Source organism: Chryseobacterium oncorhynchi (assembly GCF_002899895.1).
GTDB lineage: Bacteria > Bacteroidota > Bacteroidia > Flavobacteriales > Weeksellaceae > Chryseobacterium > Chryseobacterium oncorhynchi.
The window spans coordinates 345,763-363,037 of sequence record NZ_PPEI02000002.1; the positions used below are offsets into that span (position 1 = coordinate 345,763).

Consider the following 17,275-nt stretch of genomic DNA (forward strand, 5'->3'; position numbering starts at 1 on the left):
TTTTCTATATTTTAAAAGAAAAATATCGGATTTAAAGCATCTTGGAAATTGCTGAATACTATAGATATTTAAAAATTAAACATTAAGCAATTGATAATCTACATCCTACTTCATTTATAACAAATACTAAAAATCACTTACTAACTGATAAACAGAATAATATGGAAAAGGATTAATGTGGATGATGTGATCATTTTTACTATAAATAATGAATTCAAGACAAGAGTATTTTCCCTAGAGACCAAAATTGTGATTATTCTTTATATATTGCCGCCGATTTTCAATTAAACTAAAACGAACTATAGAAAATGAATCATCTTACGCTGGAGTCAAAACGATTAACCTTACGTACATTTAGAGACAGTGATATTTTGAATGTGCATGAAATGCTTTTAAGACCAGAAAGTACGGCCTTCAACCCAACAACATATTCCGAGGATAAAAAGGATACTGAAAAGTTAATCAATACCTGGCAGTTAGAATCTGAACAAGGAAAAGACAGGAAAAAATTCACTTTTTTGATAGAGGAGACCATCAATCATGCATTTGTTGGCATTATTGGTATTGATATTATTAAACTACACTACAAAAATGCTGAAGTCTGGTTTAAACTCAGCCCTGAAAGCTGGGGAAAAGGTTATGGGACTGAGGCGCTGGAGCGAATTATTAAATTCGGCTTTGAAGATTTAAAATTACACAGAATTGAGGCAGGTTGTGCAATAGACAATATTGCATCATATAAGATCATGGAAAAAACAGGAATGATCAGGGAAGCGCATCGTAGAAAATTGCTTCCACTAAAAAATGGCTGGAGTGATAATTATGAATATGCCATCCTTGAGGAGGACTATTTTTCAAAGATTTAATGACCTATAGATTAAGTATACTGAAAAAATCAGTATACTTTTTATGTATAAAATTTAAATGTAGAATTTTTTGTAGTATTACTTGTCTTTCTAGATTGAAGGGGATGGTGAGTATTCTGATTCATTAAATATTCTTCCCGTTTTTACCTCCTTTATTCTGATTACTTTATTGCCTTTTTTGGTTACTTCCAATATAATTTTCTCTTTTTTTGGATCTTTTTTATCAGAAAGCTGCAGTTTGTTGCCCTTTAGTTCAACAGTATCATAGTCATCATACTTTACAGTATACCCCAGCAGAATTACCCGATCATCATTTTTATCCGGTTTTTTATAGCTTATTGTTTCTAATGGATAATGAGAAATAATACGTGCGCTATACATTCCATTAAAATCATATATCCTTTCTACAAGGTCATCAGGAGTAAAAGTAGTTAATGTTTCAGGCTCATTCTTCCAACGAAAGGCTGCCATATCTGCAATGGCAGGGTCTAGGGACTCCTTTGTTATTATTGCGGGAGGAATTAATACTTCTCTTTTAGGCACGGGAGACATTCCCTTACTTTTCTTTTTCTGTGCAGGCAATACCATAAAAATCAACAGAAAAAACAACAAAAATTGATATCTAGCCATATTTTTAGTCTTTATAAATTCAAATTATATGAATAAGTCTTAGCTACTAAAGTATTAAATTATTTGTTGTGATCTAACTATTTTTGTAATTTACTTCAATCTAATCAGTATACATTCCTTATCAGTATGGACCAGGACTTTTATTATAACTTCATTGAACCAGATATTGTTCTTGCTGATTTTGTAGAAAATCTGGGGACATTTCATAACCGTTCAGATGAAGCAAAAGAAGTGGTAATCATTCCGGACGGTCGGGTTGATTTGTTTTTCATGCAATCTCCGTCTGAACCTTTTCATATCGCCCTTGTTGGGTTAGAAACCTATCCCGAACAAAGGCAGATTCCGCCACAAACCATTGCCTTTGTTGTCAGCTTCAAGCCTCTTGCTGTTGAATATATTTTAGATACCTCCATTGCTGAAATATTAAATATAGCAAAAGATCTCCCTGACGATTTTTGGGGATTTAAAGCAGAAGATTTACAAAATTTCGAGCTTTGTTGTACAAAAGCAACACAAAAGATAAAGGAACATCTTCCGAAAGAAACAGATGAAAGAAAGTGTCATCTTTTTAATCTCATCTACTCATCAAAAGGAGAAATGAGCGTGAAAGAACTCTCGGAAAATGTAGGCTGGAGCAGCAGACAAATTAACAGGTATTTCACAAAGCAATTAGGCTTGTCGTTAAAAGCCTACTCCACTATTTTACGTTTCAGAGCATCTTTAGAGCATATTGCACAAGGCAAGCTTTTTCCCGAACTTAATTATACAGATCAAAATCATTTCATCAAGGAGGTGAAGAAATTTTCCGGAGTTGCTCCCAAGGAGTTATCTCAAAATAAAAACGACCGATTTGTACTATTATCAGTGTTGAAAGGCAAGTAATTTTGTCCTGTAAAATTTAAATTAAAATGCTGATAAACAATAAATCAATAGCAATCGTTGGAGGTGGTCCTGCGGGACTTACTCTAGCAAGACTTTTACAGCTGAAAAATGCCGATGTAAAGGTATATGAAAGAGATATTAATAAATATGCCCGTGTACAAGGCTCTCCACTTGACATGCATGAAGATTCGGGATTGGCCGCTTTGCGTAAGGCTGACCTGCTGGAAGAATTTAAAAAAGCATTCCGCCCAGGCGCAGATAAAACACTGATTATGAATGAACAGGCAGAAATTCTTTTCAGTGATCATGAAAGAAAGCCTGATGAAGATTTTGGTGCCGAGCATTTTCGTCCTGAAATAGACAGAGGACCGCTCAGAAATATGCTGCTGGACTCTCTACAACCTGAAACAGTAGTATGGGATAGCCATTTTATATCCATGGAACCTCACAATGGGGGCTGGATGCTTCATTTCAAAAACGGAACATCGGCTTATGCAGATCTTGTAATTGCTGCGGATGGTGCCAATTCTAAAATTCGCCCTTATCTTACGAATAACAAACCTATCTATTCAGGAATTATTATGTTAGAGGGAAATGTTTCAAAGGAAAATGCACCGAATATTGATGCCTTGATAAAAGGTGGTAAAATAATGGCATTCGGAAACACCAAGAATATATTGATGGGCCAAAAAGGCAATGGTGATCTTGGTTTCTATGCAAGCTTTAAGGCAGACGAAAACTGGGCTATCAATAGCAATCTGAACTTTTCTAATAGTGCTAATATTCTGGAATGGTTTAAAAAAGAATACTCAGAATGGAGCAATGTATGGCATGAATTATTTACAAACGCTGCTACACCCTTTATTCCGCGTCCTATTTACTATATGCCTTTGGAACAAGCCTGGGAAACAAAGTCTAATATAACCCTGTTGGGTGATGCTGCTCACGTAATGCCTCCATTTGCAGGAGAAGGAGCCAATATGGCAATGCTTGACGCTCTGGAATTGAGTGAACATTTGACCAATAATAACTACAATACCTTACAGGAAGCTCTTCAACATTATGAAACTAAAATGGGTAAGCGTGCTGCTATTGCTACTCGGGAATCTCTCGAAAATGGGGAACGCATGCACTCTGAAAAAGCATTAACAACCATGTTGGAATTCTTTAGTGGACATTAAAATCAATAATAAAAAGGCTGTCTCATAATTTGAGACAGCCACTTTTTCCCTCTTAAAAAATAAATATCTTTCTCTCCTTTAGATTCTGATTTCGGAGACCATTTGTGTTATTTTTTTATTATCCTAGTATTATAAGAATTTTATAATGTTTTATCGCATTTGCTATTGTTTATAATAACAATTAATAGACAAATAGTTATTTATTTTCAATAATTTCTGGACAAATCTATATTTTAAAATCAGAAATATGAAAAATTTTCCTACTACACCTATACAGCACTATACAAAATAGTCTGATTATCAGATTTTTGAAGAAATACATTGGAATGCACAAATTTGTGTTTTAAAAAAAATTATGTTCTACAATTGGGATATAAATACTATACAAAACATTTCCTGATAGGCGTATATTTTAAAATAATTAAACTCAAGAAAGCATATTAGACCTCTATATGATTCATATTGTATGCAAATATTTAAATTTGACAACAAAAACGCAATGATCTTATTTCCAGTTGATTAAATTAATAAATTAAAGATGTAGTATTCGTGTAGTAGAGTTATTTTTCTTCTTTCAGGTAAAAATTTTCATATTTGAAGAACAAACCACTTAAATATAGTGGTGGAAAAAAAATATTTCGAACGCTGTCTGATTGTGATGATTCAGGCAGTTTTTTTTGCGGTTAATCCAGGTCATCAAAAAATTGATAAATATCTGTTTCCGTTGGAATATTAAGCCTTTTTCTAATTCTGTATTTCTTCTGCTGAACAGTTCTATGCTGAATAAGAGTATAGCTCGCAATCTCCTTGGAAGTAAAATGCAGCTTTAGCATGGCACAAAAAGCTAATTCAGAATCCTCAAGATTAGGGTTGATCTGTAAAAGTTTATTAATGAGCTCCGGATATGCTTCCTTAAACTGATTAAGGAACTCAGGATCATTTCTTCTGCCTAGCTCCATAATTTCATCCAGGCTTTTATCATTCATACGATTCTTTAATTCCTCAGATTCTGTTCTGAGTGTATCTTTCCTTTTTCTAAGCAGGCTTATGATTCTCCAAGCATATGCAACAAGCATCGAGAAAACGGTAAGGGATAAAAAGATAACCCACTGCATATTTCTCCTATGATCTTCTGAATCATTTTTTGTTTCTGCCATAAAGGATTCCATATCCTTATTTATGGTTTTCAGGATGGCTGTATTATTTCTATTTTTTGCCTCTGTATAAGCATTCAAATAAAAATAGGCCTTTTCATTATCTCTTTTATTCTCGTATACAGACCTCAGATCATTATAAATATACTTACTGTAGTAAGCATAGATACGTTTTGTACTATTATCTATTTCCAGAGCTTTTTTAAAGGCTTCCTCGGCTTTATCAAATTGTTTGTCTGCAAGATAATATTCTCCCATAATGGTATTGGCATAGAGCGCTACTCCATCTTTTTTCCCATTTATATTGGCTTTATTATAAGCAATGGTTATATATTTATAAGCAGAATCCATATTTTTGTGCATATATATGTAATCTGCAATAGCACAGTCTGCCAGTCCTGAATCGTCTAGTTTTCTGGCTTTCTGAAAATATTCCAAGGCTTTTACGGGCTGCTTCTTTTCAATCAGATAAGTGCCTTGTCTGAGGTAAATATTAAAAAGAATATTATTTTTCAGTTTTGAGTTTCCACCTTGCGTAATAAGATTTAGGGCTTCATTATTGTACTCAAAGGCTTTATCCAGCCTCCTCATTTCTAAATTGAAACGGCCGTAAACATTATAAAATCTAGATTGATGGATTTTGTTTTTTGAATCTTTTAGGATGGCATCTGCATCATTAAAAAAAGATTGGGATTTTTGATAGTTTTCTAACGAAATATTAACCTCTGCCAGATTGATATAGCAAAGCGCTTTTCCTTCTTCATATCCCAAATTTTCAGCCTTTCTATAAAATTTTTTATTAAGATTGACAAGGGAATCGTATTCACCGGCGAGTCTAAATTCCTCATTCTGTTTCATTAGAGGAACATCAAAGTTTTTCTCGTATTCCTTGGAATCCGAGTTGCAGGAAATTAAAAAAATCAGCAAAATAAAAAGAAAAATACGTATCATAGCACCTTTACCATCTAAATTGAATTTAGGTATAAATTATGATTTAAAAATGATTTCATTACACTCAATTGTGTTATATTTTGTTTATATTTTAATACTAAATCATTTTTAATAACTCTTTTAGCCATCCAGGTTATCAAAAAAAGCATAAATATCTTCTTCCCCAGTAATGTTAAGCCTTTTTCTGATTCTATATTTTTTTTGCTGTACAGACCGATGCTGTACAAAGGTATAATCAGCTATTTCTTTGGATGAAAAATGGAGTTTTAACATGGCACAGAAAGCCAGTTCAGAGTTTTCTAAATCAGGATTAATCTTCAAAAGTGCACTAATGAAATCCGGGTATACTTCTTTGAATTTCTTTAAAAAGGAAGAATCATTTTTTTTGGCCAGCTCAGTGACTTCTTCCAGCATCTTAGTTTGTACATGATTTTTAAGCTTTTCGGTTTCCTCCTTTAATGTTTTCTTTTTTATCTTTTGCTGCTTTATAATTTTTTGAACATAAATACCGGAAACAGTAAGTACTGTAATTGATAATGCAATCAGAAGAGGTAAATCATTTTTATGCCAATCCGATTCTTTCTTCATTTCTATGATAAAACTTTCGGTAGCCTTGTTCATTGTAGCTAACCGGGCAGCATCAAGAGTATTTTCCTCCTCCATGTATCTTTTTAAATAATAATATGCCTTTCCGCCGTCATTCTTTTTTTTGTATAGCTCAGCCAAAGACTTATACACTCCACTGATATGGGTAGAATAGGTACGTCTTGTTTTTATATTAATTTCCAGAGCCTTTTTAAGGGCTATTTCCGCCTCATCATTATGATTAATTTCGTTATAATAATATCCCATCGTATAATAAACCCAAAGAGACTCTGCATCACTGGTCTTTTGGCTGAGCATCTTTTCATCTGCTTTAGCAATGTAAGGACCTGCTTGTCTCGATTCGCCTACAAAGAGATAATATTGGGCAACCATGCAGTTACTGTAAGCCGAATTTTCCAATTCATTTGCTTTTAGAAAAGACTTTAGTGAAGTGTCTTTCCAGCCTTTCCAGGCAAAATAGATTCCTTTGTTGATATAAAGTCTCGGCAAAAGCTTGTTTTTAAGATCTGAATCCTTTGCTTTCTTTAGATAAAAAAATGCTTTATTATTGTATGTTACAGCCTTGTCATATAATTTAAGATGAGAATAATATTGGCTGTAATCATTATAGAATGTTGCTTTGTGATAGTTATTTTCAGAATCTTCAAGATCTTTTTCTGCTTTGTTGAAGAAAAATAGTGCTTTTTCGTAATTTCCGGCCGATACATTTACCCCTGCAATATTGAGATAACAAAGGCCTTTTCCCTCTTTATAATTCATTTTAGACGCTTTTTGGAGGTATTTCATATTGAGCTGGATAAGAGCTTCATATTCGCCAGAAAGCTGTAGTTCTGAATTTTTCCTTAGTAAAGAAGTATCGAAATTCTCCCTCCCTTTATCTTGAGATTTTGAACTACATGAAAACATATGCAATAACAGACCTATACACAATGTATACATCAATATTCTCGTTAGAATTATTGAATATGTTCTATTATTTTTAATAACCATCAATTTTAATTACTCATTTTTTTAGTCAAATTCATATACCTACCTATACAGTGCTTTGGTAATCTCCAAAACGATTACTCAATTGTGATCTTTAACTGCATCTGTTATAAATATACGTAATTATCCCCATCTCTTATTGTATAAAATAATTCCAATTCAAAAAAAACAACGTAAAAATCATTCAAAAATTATTTCTTTCGGGTAGATATTTATGCTTTTTTTCATTGCTATAACTCCTCCTCCAGCGTTTTAGTTTTTTGTAGGCATATGATTGGAAAATATTTTTTCTGCTTTCTATAATAAGACTATTTGAAAGTAAAATTGTTACAAATTTTTCATTCCATTGAAAACCCTCGCCAATAAAACAAATTTCAAGTTCTGCATGAAGAATAAACCCAAAACTATCCGCATATTTGTGCATTAAAAACGTATAACCTTAAGCTTTTATACTTCATCATGAATATTGAATATCGAAACCTTTTACCGAACGAAAGCAAAGCCTATCGAACGATCCGCCTGGAGAGCCTTGAAAAATTCCCGGAATCATTTGGTGCCAATTACCAGGAAGCCCTGAAGATCGAAAAATTCCGGATAGAAAGTGATATAGAGAATCAGTCATTAGAGAGATTTGTATTTGGAGCTTTTGCAGACCAAGAGCTTATTGGTATTTGTGCTTTCGTTAAGGATGAAAACCAAACAGGGAATATCTACCAGATGTATGTAAGAGAGGGATTTCAGGGAAAAAATATAGGATATGGATTAATCCAGGCTATCATCAATGAAGCCAATAACAGATTTAAGGGTATTGAAATTGTTTTGGAAGTAACTCCGAAAAATGACAAGGCTTATCATTTATATAAAAAAATTGGGTTTCAGGAGATCATTGATAAAAAAAATTCTGAAAGCAGTATTGTCATGAAATATCTCTCATAAAACAAAAAAAGAACTACAAAATTGCAGTTCTTTTTTATTTGTGACCCGGCTGGGATTCGAACCCAGGACCCATACATTAAAAGTGTATTGCTCTACCAGCTGAGCTACCGAGTCGGCCACTTACTTTTTCAAGTAAATCCCTTTGTTTAAGGGACTGCAAAGATAGAAACTTTTCTTTTCAATCCAACTTTTTCACCTTAAAAATCTTAAAATTATCTCTAAAGTACAGACATACAATAAGATTAATTTTCATGGATTTTTAGTATCTCCTATAAAAAGGAAATTTCTATGATATGGTTTAAAGAAAATAAAAAATGGATTACCAAAATTTGATAATCCATTTGCTTGTGACCCGGCTGGGATTCGAACCCAGGACCCATACATTAAAAGTGTATTGCTCTACCAGCTGAGCTACCGAGTCGGCCACTTACTTTTTCAAGTAAATCCCTTTATTTAAGGGACTGCAAAGATAGAAACTTTTCTTTTCAATCCAACTTTTTCACCTTAAAAATCTTAAAATTATCTCTAAAGTACAGACATACAATAAGATTAATTTTCATAGATTTTTAGTATCTCCTATAAAAAGGAAATTTCTATGATATGATTTAAAGAAATAAAAAATGGATTACCAAAATTTGATAATCCATTTGCTTGTGACCCGGCTGGGATTCGAACCCAGGACCCATACATTAAAAGTGTATTGCTCTACCAGCTGAGCTACCGAGTCGGCCACTTACTTTTTCAAGTAAATCCCTTTGTTTAAGGGATTGCAAAGATATAATTTTTTCCTTTACCTCTACCCTTTTTTCGCATCTTTTACTTTTAAATTTATAATTTTTAATGATTTTGCATTCGCTGTAATTTCGACACCAATTCCAAAACACTGATAAATGGCTAGTTACAAAGACCAAATGCTATATGATGTTTTCATATAGCATTCTGTCATTTTAGTTTGAAATTTAAATTTATTTGTGTTTATCAGTTAAAACAACCTCCATTTAAGATAAATTACCAAAGAAGAGGTGCCTGATCACCATTTTTGTTTTCAGTATAATAAAGGGATGGCAGGATCTGTGAAAGATAGGTAAACTCACTGTAACAATGCTCCATTAAGCCGAATCCAATTTCTTCAGATAACTGGTTTTCACTATCTGCTGCTAAAGCCCCAAGAAAAAAATGACTTCTTAATGTACAACCCTGCACTGTATCTCTAACAACATGAAACATGTAGCCATCCATAGGATCCCCATTTGCATCTATTAATATATCCTCACCAAACCCAATTCTTGCATAGACAACAGCACTTACTTCCCCATTGGCATAGGCCTCAATTAAAGTATTAGGATCAAAAATTTCTGCAGGATCATGAAATTTTATGGTAGCCGCTACCGGCGGTATATCTCCAAGGGATTCTGTTGCATGGATGGTAGCTCCGAGATAATTTTCGTTTTTAATCCATTTATTGTCCCAACCCCCGTGCTCCACATGATCATGGGGATGCCATAACTTTAAATCGGCTGTTGTTTCAAAATATTTGAACCACCAATCCAACATCTTTCCTTTACAATTATGCAGAACATTCCTCATTGCCACATGAAGCATTCCGTTATCCAGTCTTTTTATACCTGCTTCAAGAGAGATTGGTTTGGAGGATAAAAGGCTATCTATATCCTTAAACATTAATTGTTCAGTTTCCTTAGTCAATTCCATACTCGATACTTTATTACATTACACTTATTACTTATTCGATTAAACCTGTTAATCGTAAGACAAAGTTAAATCAGGTAAATCCCAAGATTATTGTACTATTATCTAATCGATCTGTACAATTTGGAAAAATGTTATCAATAGTGCAACATTTCTGAGTTGGAAAAAATTCAGAATTTTAAGATATAATAGGATTACAGACAGGCATTATTTTTTTTAAAATCTTCGGGACTTTCTCCTGTTTGTTTTTTATAAAATCGGGAAAAATAGGCGGGATCATCAAAGTTTAAGTCGAACGCAATTTCCTTTATGGTCAATTCACTGGATATCAACATCCTTCCTGCTTCTAGAATAATTCTTTCATGCAATAACTGAGTAAGGGTTTTACTCATTTTTTCTTTTAGAATTTGATTGATTCGTTTTTCACTGATACCCATTTTTGAGGAATAAAAGTCAGCCTTTCGTTCTGTCTTATAATATTCATCCATCAGCATAATAAACTGATACACCCGTTTCTGGTTGACATCCTGATTTAAAAAGTAATTTTGATTGATTCGAATAAGATTTAAAAGAAATACTTTCAACAGTGATTTTAAAACCAGATAGGTTCCCATTGAGTTATTGTATTCTTTCTCAATTAATACTTTCAAATAGTGAAGAGTTTCTATAACATCATTATCCAAACGGAAACTGCTGTATTGGCCATGCATATTGAAAAGGTTGAAAACATCCAATGCATATTCCTTATCATCTTCTTCCAAATATTCTCTTTTAAAAGCAATTACACATCCGCTCTTGTCTTTAAGATCTGGCTTTTCAAGTCGATATAAGGGAATCAGACTTATATATTGCTCTTCCTCATTATTTTTTGAATCATTTCGAAACCATATAATCTCAAAAAAATCGGATCGCTGTGGGTTTTGCAGGTAATTTTCCGAATAAGAATCCAGTTCAAAAAAGGTAAATTTCGATGGGTCAATTTGGTGAATAAATTTCATATGCCGGCTCTATTCTCGTGATATTATACAAATATACATCACAACTCTGCTGGAAAAATTGATGAGCTGATTTAAAATTCACCTATAAAAACAAAAAAAGAACTACAAAATTGCAGTTCTTTTTTTGTTGTGACCCGGCTGGGATTCGAACCCAGGACCCATACATTAAAAGTGTATTGCTCTACCAGCTGAGCTACCGAGTCGGCCACTTACTTTTTCAAGTAAATCCCTTTGTTTAAGGGACTGCAAAGATAGAAAAATCCTTTTTAATTCCAACTTTTTTTCTGTTTTTTTGTCATATAATTTCAAGGAAAAACATCAAACACCTGTTTATAAATCAATTACATTTATTGATTTTATGAAAATTAATCTCCTACTGTTTAGCTATCGAATCTTCTACCCTTGTCTGCTGATATTCAAAAAGGGTAATCAAGGTATTTACCAATTCTTTTCCATGATGTTTTCCAACTAAGTATAGGGCGGCATCTATTCCGGCTGTGATCCCTGCAGTGGTAATTAACTGCTCTTGATCAACATATCGTACTGCTCTTTTAACCTTACTTTCCTGATTATGCTCTTCTAATGCATCCAGCAACATGCTATGAGTCGTAATATCATAATGATCAAGAATTCCTGTTTCTGACAACAGCATACTTCCTGTGCAGATGGTAAAAATAACGGTTCCATTGTTACTATTATTTTTCACCCAGTTCAATACAATATTTTGAAAGTCATCGTCTTTGAGGTATTTCATTACCTGATCAGGATTGGTCCCAGGAATCACAATCATATCGGGCTTTGGAGACGTTTGTATATCATAAGTAGGAATTATTGACATGGTATTGGCTTCTGTATTCACGGGTTCCATGGTTCTCCCCACGGTATAGCAGTTATAGCTTCCGGGTTGTACTACATTTGCTTTAACAAAAACGTCCAGAGGACCGTTCAGATCAAGAACTTCTACCTGATCATAAATTAAAAATGCTACATTCATTGTTTTACTGTTTTGTACTTGCTTCATTATTTTATTTTTTAAGATTAATATTTTTCTGAAAAAGACATAGCTTTTGCCTGCTGACAAATGAATATCAGCTTTATTGTTTATCAAAAAGTGAAAATTTAATTATTCTGTTCCTTTGAATGCTCTTCGATATTGCGCGGGAGAAATGGAAAGGTATTTCAGAAATAGTCTGCGAAGAGAAATAGAACTTCCAAAGCCACATTTTTCAGCAATCATATCGATGCTCATATCCGTGTATTCAAGCATGTTCTTTGCCTGATCAAGCCTCATTTTTTCAAGAAACCTACCAGGTGTCATTCCTGATTCTTTTAAAAATACTCTGGAGAAATTGCGAATACTCATATTCACAGATTCTGCCATATATTCAATGCTTATGGATTGTCCTAACTTATCTTTAAGTAAATCTCTTATTTCTTTTGTAAAAGAACTCAGGGTTTCATAATCAGGGAGAGCATTTCCAAACTGTGACTGTACTCCTGTTCTTTTTAAATGCAGAACGAGATGACGAGCCACTTCCGCAGCCAATGGTTTTCCAAAATCTTCCTCTACAACAGCCAATGCCAGATCTATCCCAGAAGAAACACCTCCGGAGGTATACATCTGCTGATCCCTGATAAAAAAAGGATTGACATTAACCTCCAATTCTGGGTAGCTTTTCTGTAAGGTATCTGCGTATTTCCAATGAGTGGTTACCTGCTTTCCTTTTAAAAGTCCGGCTTTTGCCAGTACAAATGCTCCTACACATACTGATCCCATCCGTTTTACTTTTCCTTTCATATTACGCAGATAGGAATAAAGATCCGGATTGATTTCATCCAACACAGTAAGCGCAGTTCCTGCAACTAATAAGGTGTCAATATTAAAATCAATATCATAAATGGTATGGCTACAGGTCAACGGAATTCCGGAACTTGAATACAAAATCTTTTCTGAAGTTCCTGATACAAGGGAGACATGGTACCCTGATTTGGAGCTTTCATCAGATAAAAAACGATTGGCTGAAGTGAAAACATCGCAAGGTCCTGCAACATCCAATAATTGTACCTGCGGCAAAACCAAAAGCACAATATTTTTTATTCCGTTATCTTTTCCTACCTCTTTCATATCCTGATTTGTATGATACAAATGTACTGAGAATGCCTTATGGCTGCAATGACAAAAAATATACACTTTCAGCCATATCTTATAACCTCATTTAGGGTTATAACAAAAGAGACTGCCATAAAAGACAGTCTCAGCACTCTACTATAAAAACTAGCTAATAAGCTATACTTTTCGGATTGTATTTGTATTTAAAATATTCTCAATGATCATATCCATTTATGCAGGAGATAATCTGCGGGATTTTAAATAAAGGGCTGTACGATTCAGGTACGGGAAAAGAAAAATCAACAATAAGGCAGCGGCAAGGAGCCACATCATCATTTCATAATAATCCATGGCAAAACGAACATGATTCTGGGCGTTCATTCTTCCTACCAGCAATTTATTGGAAGCCTTTACGGCATGGTCTTCCAGCATACCCTTAGCGGTCAATTTAGCTGTTTGTTGATGTAAAAAGCTTTTAACAGCAGGGTCTATCGCACTTAAGTGATCCTGAAAGGCATTATAGTGACGGCTTTTTTCGAAAAGTTCAAAAAAATTGATCAATGCAATACTGACACAGAATCCTAAATACCTTATCGCCAAGGCTGTTGCCGCTGCTGATGGGCCAATAGAAGCCGGAACTGATGAAATAATGTAAATGATAGTCGGTACCATGATGAATCCTACTCCCAATCCCTGAAGAAATAACGGAATGTAATAATTGAATTCATCAGCCTGAATATCGAAAGAATAATACATCAAAACATGAAAGGCAAGCAACATCAGAAACCCAGGCCCCCAGATATATTGAATCCTTTTCTTTTGCAATACCATACAGCAGGCAATAATCACCCCCACAACAAGTCCGCAAAGGTTAAAAATATTAATATAAGAAATATAAAATGGGTCAAGATGCAGTTCTGTAGCAAAATAATTGTTGGTAATCCCTGAAGCAAAACGACAGATATACATTACAAAAAGAATCAACAGTCCCACTTTAAAGTTTCTGTATTTAAAAATCCGAAGATCAATATAGGGTCTTTTAATCGCTTGCTGGCGGAATATGGATATTCCTGCCAAAACAATGATACCTATTACACTTCCTAAAATCCGATTGTCCTCCAACCAATAATATTCCTGACCAAAAATCATGATATACCCCATAAGCACGAGTATTGTACTAAAGACTGCAAAACTTTGCCAGTCCAGTTTATACAGATGGAATCTCACGTGTGTTCTGTAATTACTCATCGCAAGAGTGAGGAAAACAAGTCCCGGCAGATAGGAAAAGATGGCTGTTTTATAGACAATATTAAAATTATAAGAGTCTATGAGATCTGCTGTAATCAAATTATTAAAGGGCAATGCACAGAGCAAAATTCCAAAGAATACAGAAAAGCTGATCTCCCGCCCTCTTTCACTGTTTAGCCGTGTAAAGATCTGGGTAAGCGAAAGGTTAACGTTACCCGCAAACAACATTCCCTGAATAAAACGTATGGGAAATAAAATGTAAACTTCGCGGGTGAAATAACATACCAGGCATGCCACTATTTGCAAGGTCGTAAATAAAAGAAAGTACTCCTTAGCTGCCAAAAAGCTAAAAAATCTTCTTTCTAAACTGTAAAACCCTACATATCCGGCATAAAATAGTGCCACTGAAAACTGAATATCCGCAGGCTCACATCCATAATATCCCGTTGCCGCACTAACGTTCGATAAGGGCAGAAAGAATATAATAATCCCCGGCAATGTCATGGAAAAGAGGATGATCTTAACCAGCCATTCCGGTGCCCATTTTTTAAAAAAAGGCATTTGTCTTTTAGTCATTGGAATGCTTTTTATTGGCATATACATTCACATTCATTCCTAATTTCAGGACATCTATCTCTTTTCTTTGTCCATCCACCTTGATTCTTACAGGGATACGCTGTACAATTTTCACATAGTTTCCGGTGGAATTATCAGGAGGTAAAAGTGAAAAACTTGACCCTGTTGCCGGTGACAATGAGATAATGGTTCCCTGAAATTCTCTGTCAGGATAAGAGTCCGCTACAATTTTCACATGATCTCCAATATGCATATCCTTAATCTGTGTTTCTTTGTAATTCGCGACTACCCATTTATCAGTTTCATTATTCACGATAAAAGCAAGAGTTTCTCCGGCATCAATCATTTGTCCTATTTCAACGGTTCTACGCCCCATTCTTCCATCGTATGCTGCGGTGACTGCGGTATAGGTTACATCCAACTTATGACGATCCAACAATGCTTCCAGTCTGGCAATTTCTGCCTGTACAACAGCTTTCTCAGTTTGTATATCATTGATTTTAGACATGGATGCAGCATAGTTATCCTGAGAGGATTTATATTCACTTTCGTTTACATCCAGATTTGCTTTTACATCTTCTAATCTTTGTTTTGTCGCAGACTCTTCGTCATAAAGCTTCTTGTATCTGTTATAATCAAGTTGCTGCTTCCAGACCTTTGCTTTATTGGCATCTACCTGCGCCTGTGCTGAAGCAGCTTCTTTTTCTGTGGTACCGGTATTACTTTCCAACACTCTTAGCTCTGCACGGGCTTTCTGAAGGGCCGCTTGAGTTTGTTTTTGCTGAAGTACATATTCACGATTATCAATCAGCAAAAGAGTATCTCCTTTCTTCACTTCCTGATTTTCTTCAAATTTCACGGCAACAATAAATCCACCGGCTCTGGAAATAACAGGGTTTACATATTCCTGAATCTGAGCATCATTAGTCTGCTCATATTTATAGTAATTTTTAAGGGTAAAACCGCCCCAAACGGCTAATGCAGCAACGATTAAAACGGAAATCCATCCTGTTACTTTTGTGATGATTCTATCGGTGGGAGTATATTTTTTTTTCATTGTATTATAAAACGCCTGTAATATTTTGTAGTAAATAATAATTATTCTGTGCCATGATCTTTGCAGCTTCCAATTCAAATTTTGTCTGAAGAACCTGTATATCGGCATCCAGAAGTTCAGTTATAAGAGAAGTTTGATTGAAATAGGTATTTTTGATGATCCTTGCATTTTCTTTAGCCTGAACCACATTGGTTTCAGCAACTTTTATCTGTTCAAGGGCTTCCTGATATCTTAAATAGGCCTCTTTTACCTGTTGTCTTACTTTATCTTCTGTGTCCTTGTGTACTTCTTCTTCTTTTTCAAATTCCAGTGCTGCTGCTTTTACTTTTTGGGTATTATGATAAAGAGAAGAAATGGAAAATGAAGCCTTAACCCCTACAATTCCAAGTGAGTACCAGTATGGATTATAAGGGTAAAGAAAAATCTGAGGATTGGCGTAATAAAACTCTCCATACATTCCAATTTTGGGACTTACATTGGCTTTTACCTGCTTCAGTTTAATCTTGCTCAGTTCAGTTTGCTGTTCTGAAACATGATAATTGAAAGAATGATCCAAGGCTAGTTTCAGGTATTCCGCATAGGTTGTATTTTCATTCCATTGGCTAAACGGAGCCTCAGGAATAACAACCTGATCATCCGGAACGCCTAAAATAATATTCAGTTTCTGCATGGCAATGAGGATATCATTCTCAATGGTCACCAAGGTCATTTTTCTCTTGGAAAGCTCCAGCTCTATTCTTAAAACATCGCTTTTCAACACTACTCCACTTTTATAAAGAGCCTGTATTTCTTTAAGCTGGACTTTTTGATCTGCAATATCCTGCTTAATGAGATCTCTGAAGATGAAAGTTTTCTGTAGTTCAAGATAAAGACTTGCCGTTTTATAATGAATATCAGAAATAGCCTGCTCTTTTTGAATTTCTTTTACTTTCTGAAGTGTTTTATTTTCCTTGATCTTAAGATTCAGCTTATTTCCGTTATAAATATTCAGATAAAAATCTGCTCCGGCTCTGTAAAGCGTATGGATTACTTCATGTTGGGTGGGTTTTGAAAAAATACCATTTTCATAAATTGGGATATTGGATGCTTTTTCTGCGGATCCTTTAACTTCTATTTCCGGAAGTCTTTCCCTTTTGGCGTCTTTTACTTCAGCTTCGGCGATGTCTACATTGATGGTATTGATTTTAATATGACGGCTGTTTTCTTCAGCTTTTTGCCATGCATCTTTTAGGGAGAGGCGGATGGTATCATTTTGTGGATTGCTTGTCTGGGCTGATATAGTGTAGGAAGTTCCCAGCATCAGCAATCCGGTAAGATAAATTTTCATCAGGATTTTTCGAATTATTGCTCTGCAAAGTTACTCTCCAATGCAGACATCTCTTTTAT

The 17,275-nt window shown here is 34.6% G+C and carries 14 protein-coding genes and 4 tRNA genes; 4 read left to right on the forward strand and 14 right to left on the reverse strand.

Features of this window, described 5'->3' with window-relative positions; translation table 11 throughout:
- The first annotated feature begins 308 nt into the window (after positions 1-308).
- Positions 309-866: a GNAT family N-acetyltransferase gene (locus tag C1638_RS07225; RefSeq protein WP_109619586.1), complete on the forward strand. Its 558-nt coding sequence runs from the start codon at positions 309-311 to the stop codon at positions 864-866.
- Between the two features lie 90 nt (positions 867-956).
- On the opposite strand, the gene C1638_RS07230 is transcribed toward C1638_RS07225, so the two are convergent.
- Positions 957-1,496 carry a hypothetical protein gene (locus tag C1638_RS07230; RefSeq protein WP_109619588.1) on the reverse strand — a complete coding sequence of 180 codons (540 nt, stop codon included), beginning with the start codon at positions 1,494-1,496 and terminating at the stop codon, positions 957-959.
- Between the two features lie 126 nt (positions 1,497-1,622).
- On the opposite strand from C1638_RS07230, the gene C1638_RS07235 reads away from it, so the two are divergent.
- Positions 1,623-2,378: a helix-turn-helix domain-containing protein gene (locus tag C1638_RS07235; protein ID WP_109619590.1), complete on the forward strand. Its 756-nt coding sequence runs from the start codon at positions 1,623-1,625 to the stop codon at positions 2,376-2,378.
- 26 nt (positions 2,379-2,404) lie between these two features.
- Entirely contained in the window at positions 2,405-3,559 is a 1,155-nt protein-coding gene (locus C1638_RS07240) for an FAD-dependent oxidoreductase (protein WP_109619591.1), read from the forward strand.
- A gap of 683 nt (positions 3,560-4,242) precedes the next feature.
- Here C1638_RS07240 and C1638_RS07245 read toward each other — a convergent pair.
- Both C1638_RS07245 and C1638_RS07250 read right to left on the reverse strand, forming a co-directional pair.
- A complete protein-coding gene (locus C1638_RS07245; RefSeq protein ID WP_109619593.1) occupies positions 4,243-5,664 on the reverse strand; it encodes a tetratricopeptide repeat protein in 1,422 nt (473 codons plus the stop codon).
- Positions 5,665-5,784: 120 nt separating this feature from the next.
- Positions 5,785-7,029 (reverse strand): tetratricopeptide repeat protein, encoded by a 1,245-nt coding sequence (locus C1638_RS07250; RefSeq protein WP_123838355.1) that lies wholly within the window; start codon positions 7,027-7,029, stop codon positions 5,785-5,787.
- A gap of 687 nt (positions 7,030-7,716) precedes the next feature.
- Between C1638_RS07250 and C1638_RS07260 the strand changes: the two genes are divergently transcribed.
- Positions 7,717-8,193 (forward strand): GNAT family N-acetyltransferase, encoded by a 477-nt coding sequence (locus C1638_RS07260; RefSeq protein ID WP_109619599.1) that lies wholly within the window; start codon positions 7,717-7,719, stop codon positions 8,191-8,193.
- A gap of 41 nt (positions 8,194-8,234) precedes the next feature.
- Here the strand turns inward: C1638_RS07260 and C1638_RS07265 are convergent.
- From C1638_RS07265 to C1638_RS07315, 11 genes are all read right to left on the reverse strand, one after another.
- Positions 8,235-8,307: transfer RNA gene (locus C1638_RS07265), tRNA-Lys, on the reverse strand.
- 234 nt (positions 8,308-8,541) lie between these two features.
- Positions 8,542-8,614: transfer RNA gene (locus C1638_RS07270), tRNA-Lys, on the reverse strand.
- A gap of 233 nt (positions 8,615-8,847) precedes the next feature.
- Positions 8,848-8,920 (reverse strand) — tRNA-Lys (locus tag C1638_RS07275).
- A gap of 281 nt (positions 8,921-9,201) precedes the next feature.
- Entirely contained in the window at positions 9,202-9,903 is a 702-nt protein-coding gene (locus C1638_RS07280) for a DAPG hydrolase family protein (RefSeq protein WP_228428081.1), read from the reverse strand.
- A 191-nt stretch (positions 9,904-10,094) separates the two neighbouring features.
- Positions 10,095-10,898 carry a helix-turn-helix domain-containing protein gene (locus C1638_RS07285; RefSeq protein WP_109619602.1) on the reverse strand — a complete coding sequence of 268 codons (804 nt, stop codon included), beginning with the start codon at positions 10,896-10,898 and terminating at the stop codon, positions 10,095-10,097.
- Between the two features lie 130 nt (positions 10,899-11,028).
- Positions 11,029-11,101 (reverse strand) — tRNA-Lys (locus tag C1638_RS07290).
- Between the two features lie 170 nt (positions 11,102-11,271).
- A complete protein-coding gene (locus tag C1638_RS07295; RefSeq protein ID WP_109620607.1) occupies positions 11,272-11,919 on the reverse strand; it encodes a DJ-1/PfpI family protein in 648 nt (215 codons plus the stop codon).
- Positions 11,920-12,021: 102 nt separating this feature from the next.
- Positions 12,022-13,023 (reverse strand): GlxA family transcriptional regulator, encoded by a 1,002-nt coding sequence (locus C1638_RS07300; RefSeq protein ID WP_109619604.1) that lies wholly within the window; start codon positions 13,021-13,023, stop codon positions 12,022-12,024.
- A 216-nt stretch (positions 13,024-13,239) separates the two neighbouring features.
- Complete coding sequence (locus tag C1638_RS07305; protein ID WP_109620609.1) at positions 13,240-14,832, reverse strand: efflux MFS transporter permease; 1,593 nt, start codon at positions 14,830-14,832, stop codon at positions 13,240-13,242.
- Positions 14,825-15,889, reverse strand: coding sequence for an HlyD family secretion protein (locus C1638_RS07310; RefSeq protein ID WP_109619606.1), 1,065 nt, complete (start codon positions 15,887-15,889; stop codon positions 14,825-14,827). Before C1638_RS07310 ends, C1638_RS07305 begins: the two co-directional genes overlap by 8 nt.
- 4 nt (positions 15,890-15,893) lie before the next feature.
- On the reverse strand, positions 15,894-17,216 hold the full coding sequence (locus C1638_RS07315; RefSeq protein WP_109619608.1) for a TolC family protein: 1,323 nt from the start codon (positions 17,214-17,216) through the stop codon (positions 15,894-15,896).
- Positions 17,217-17,275: the final 59 nt, after the last annotated feature.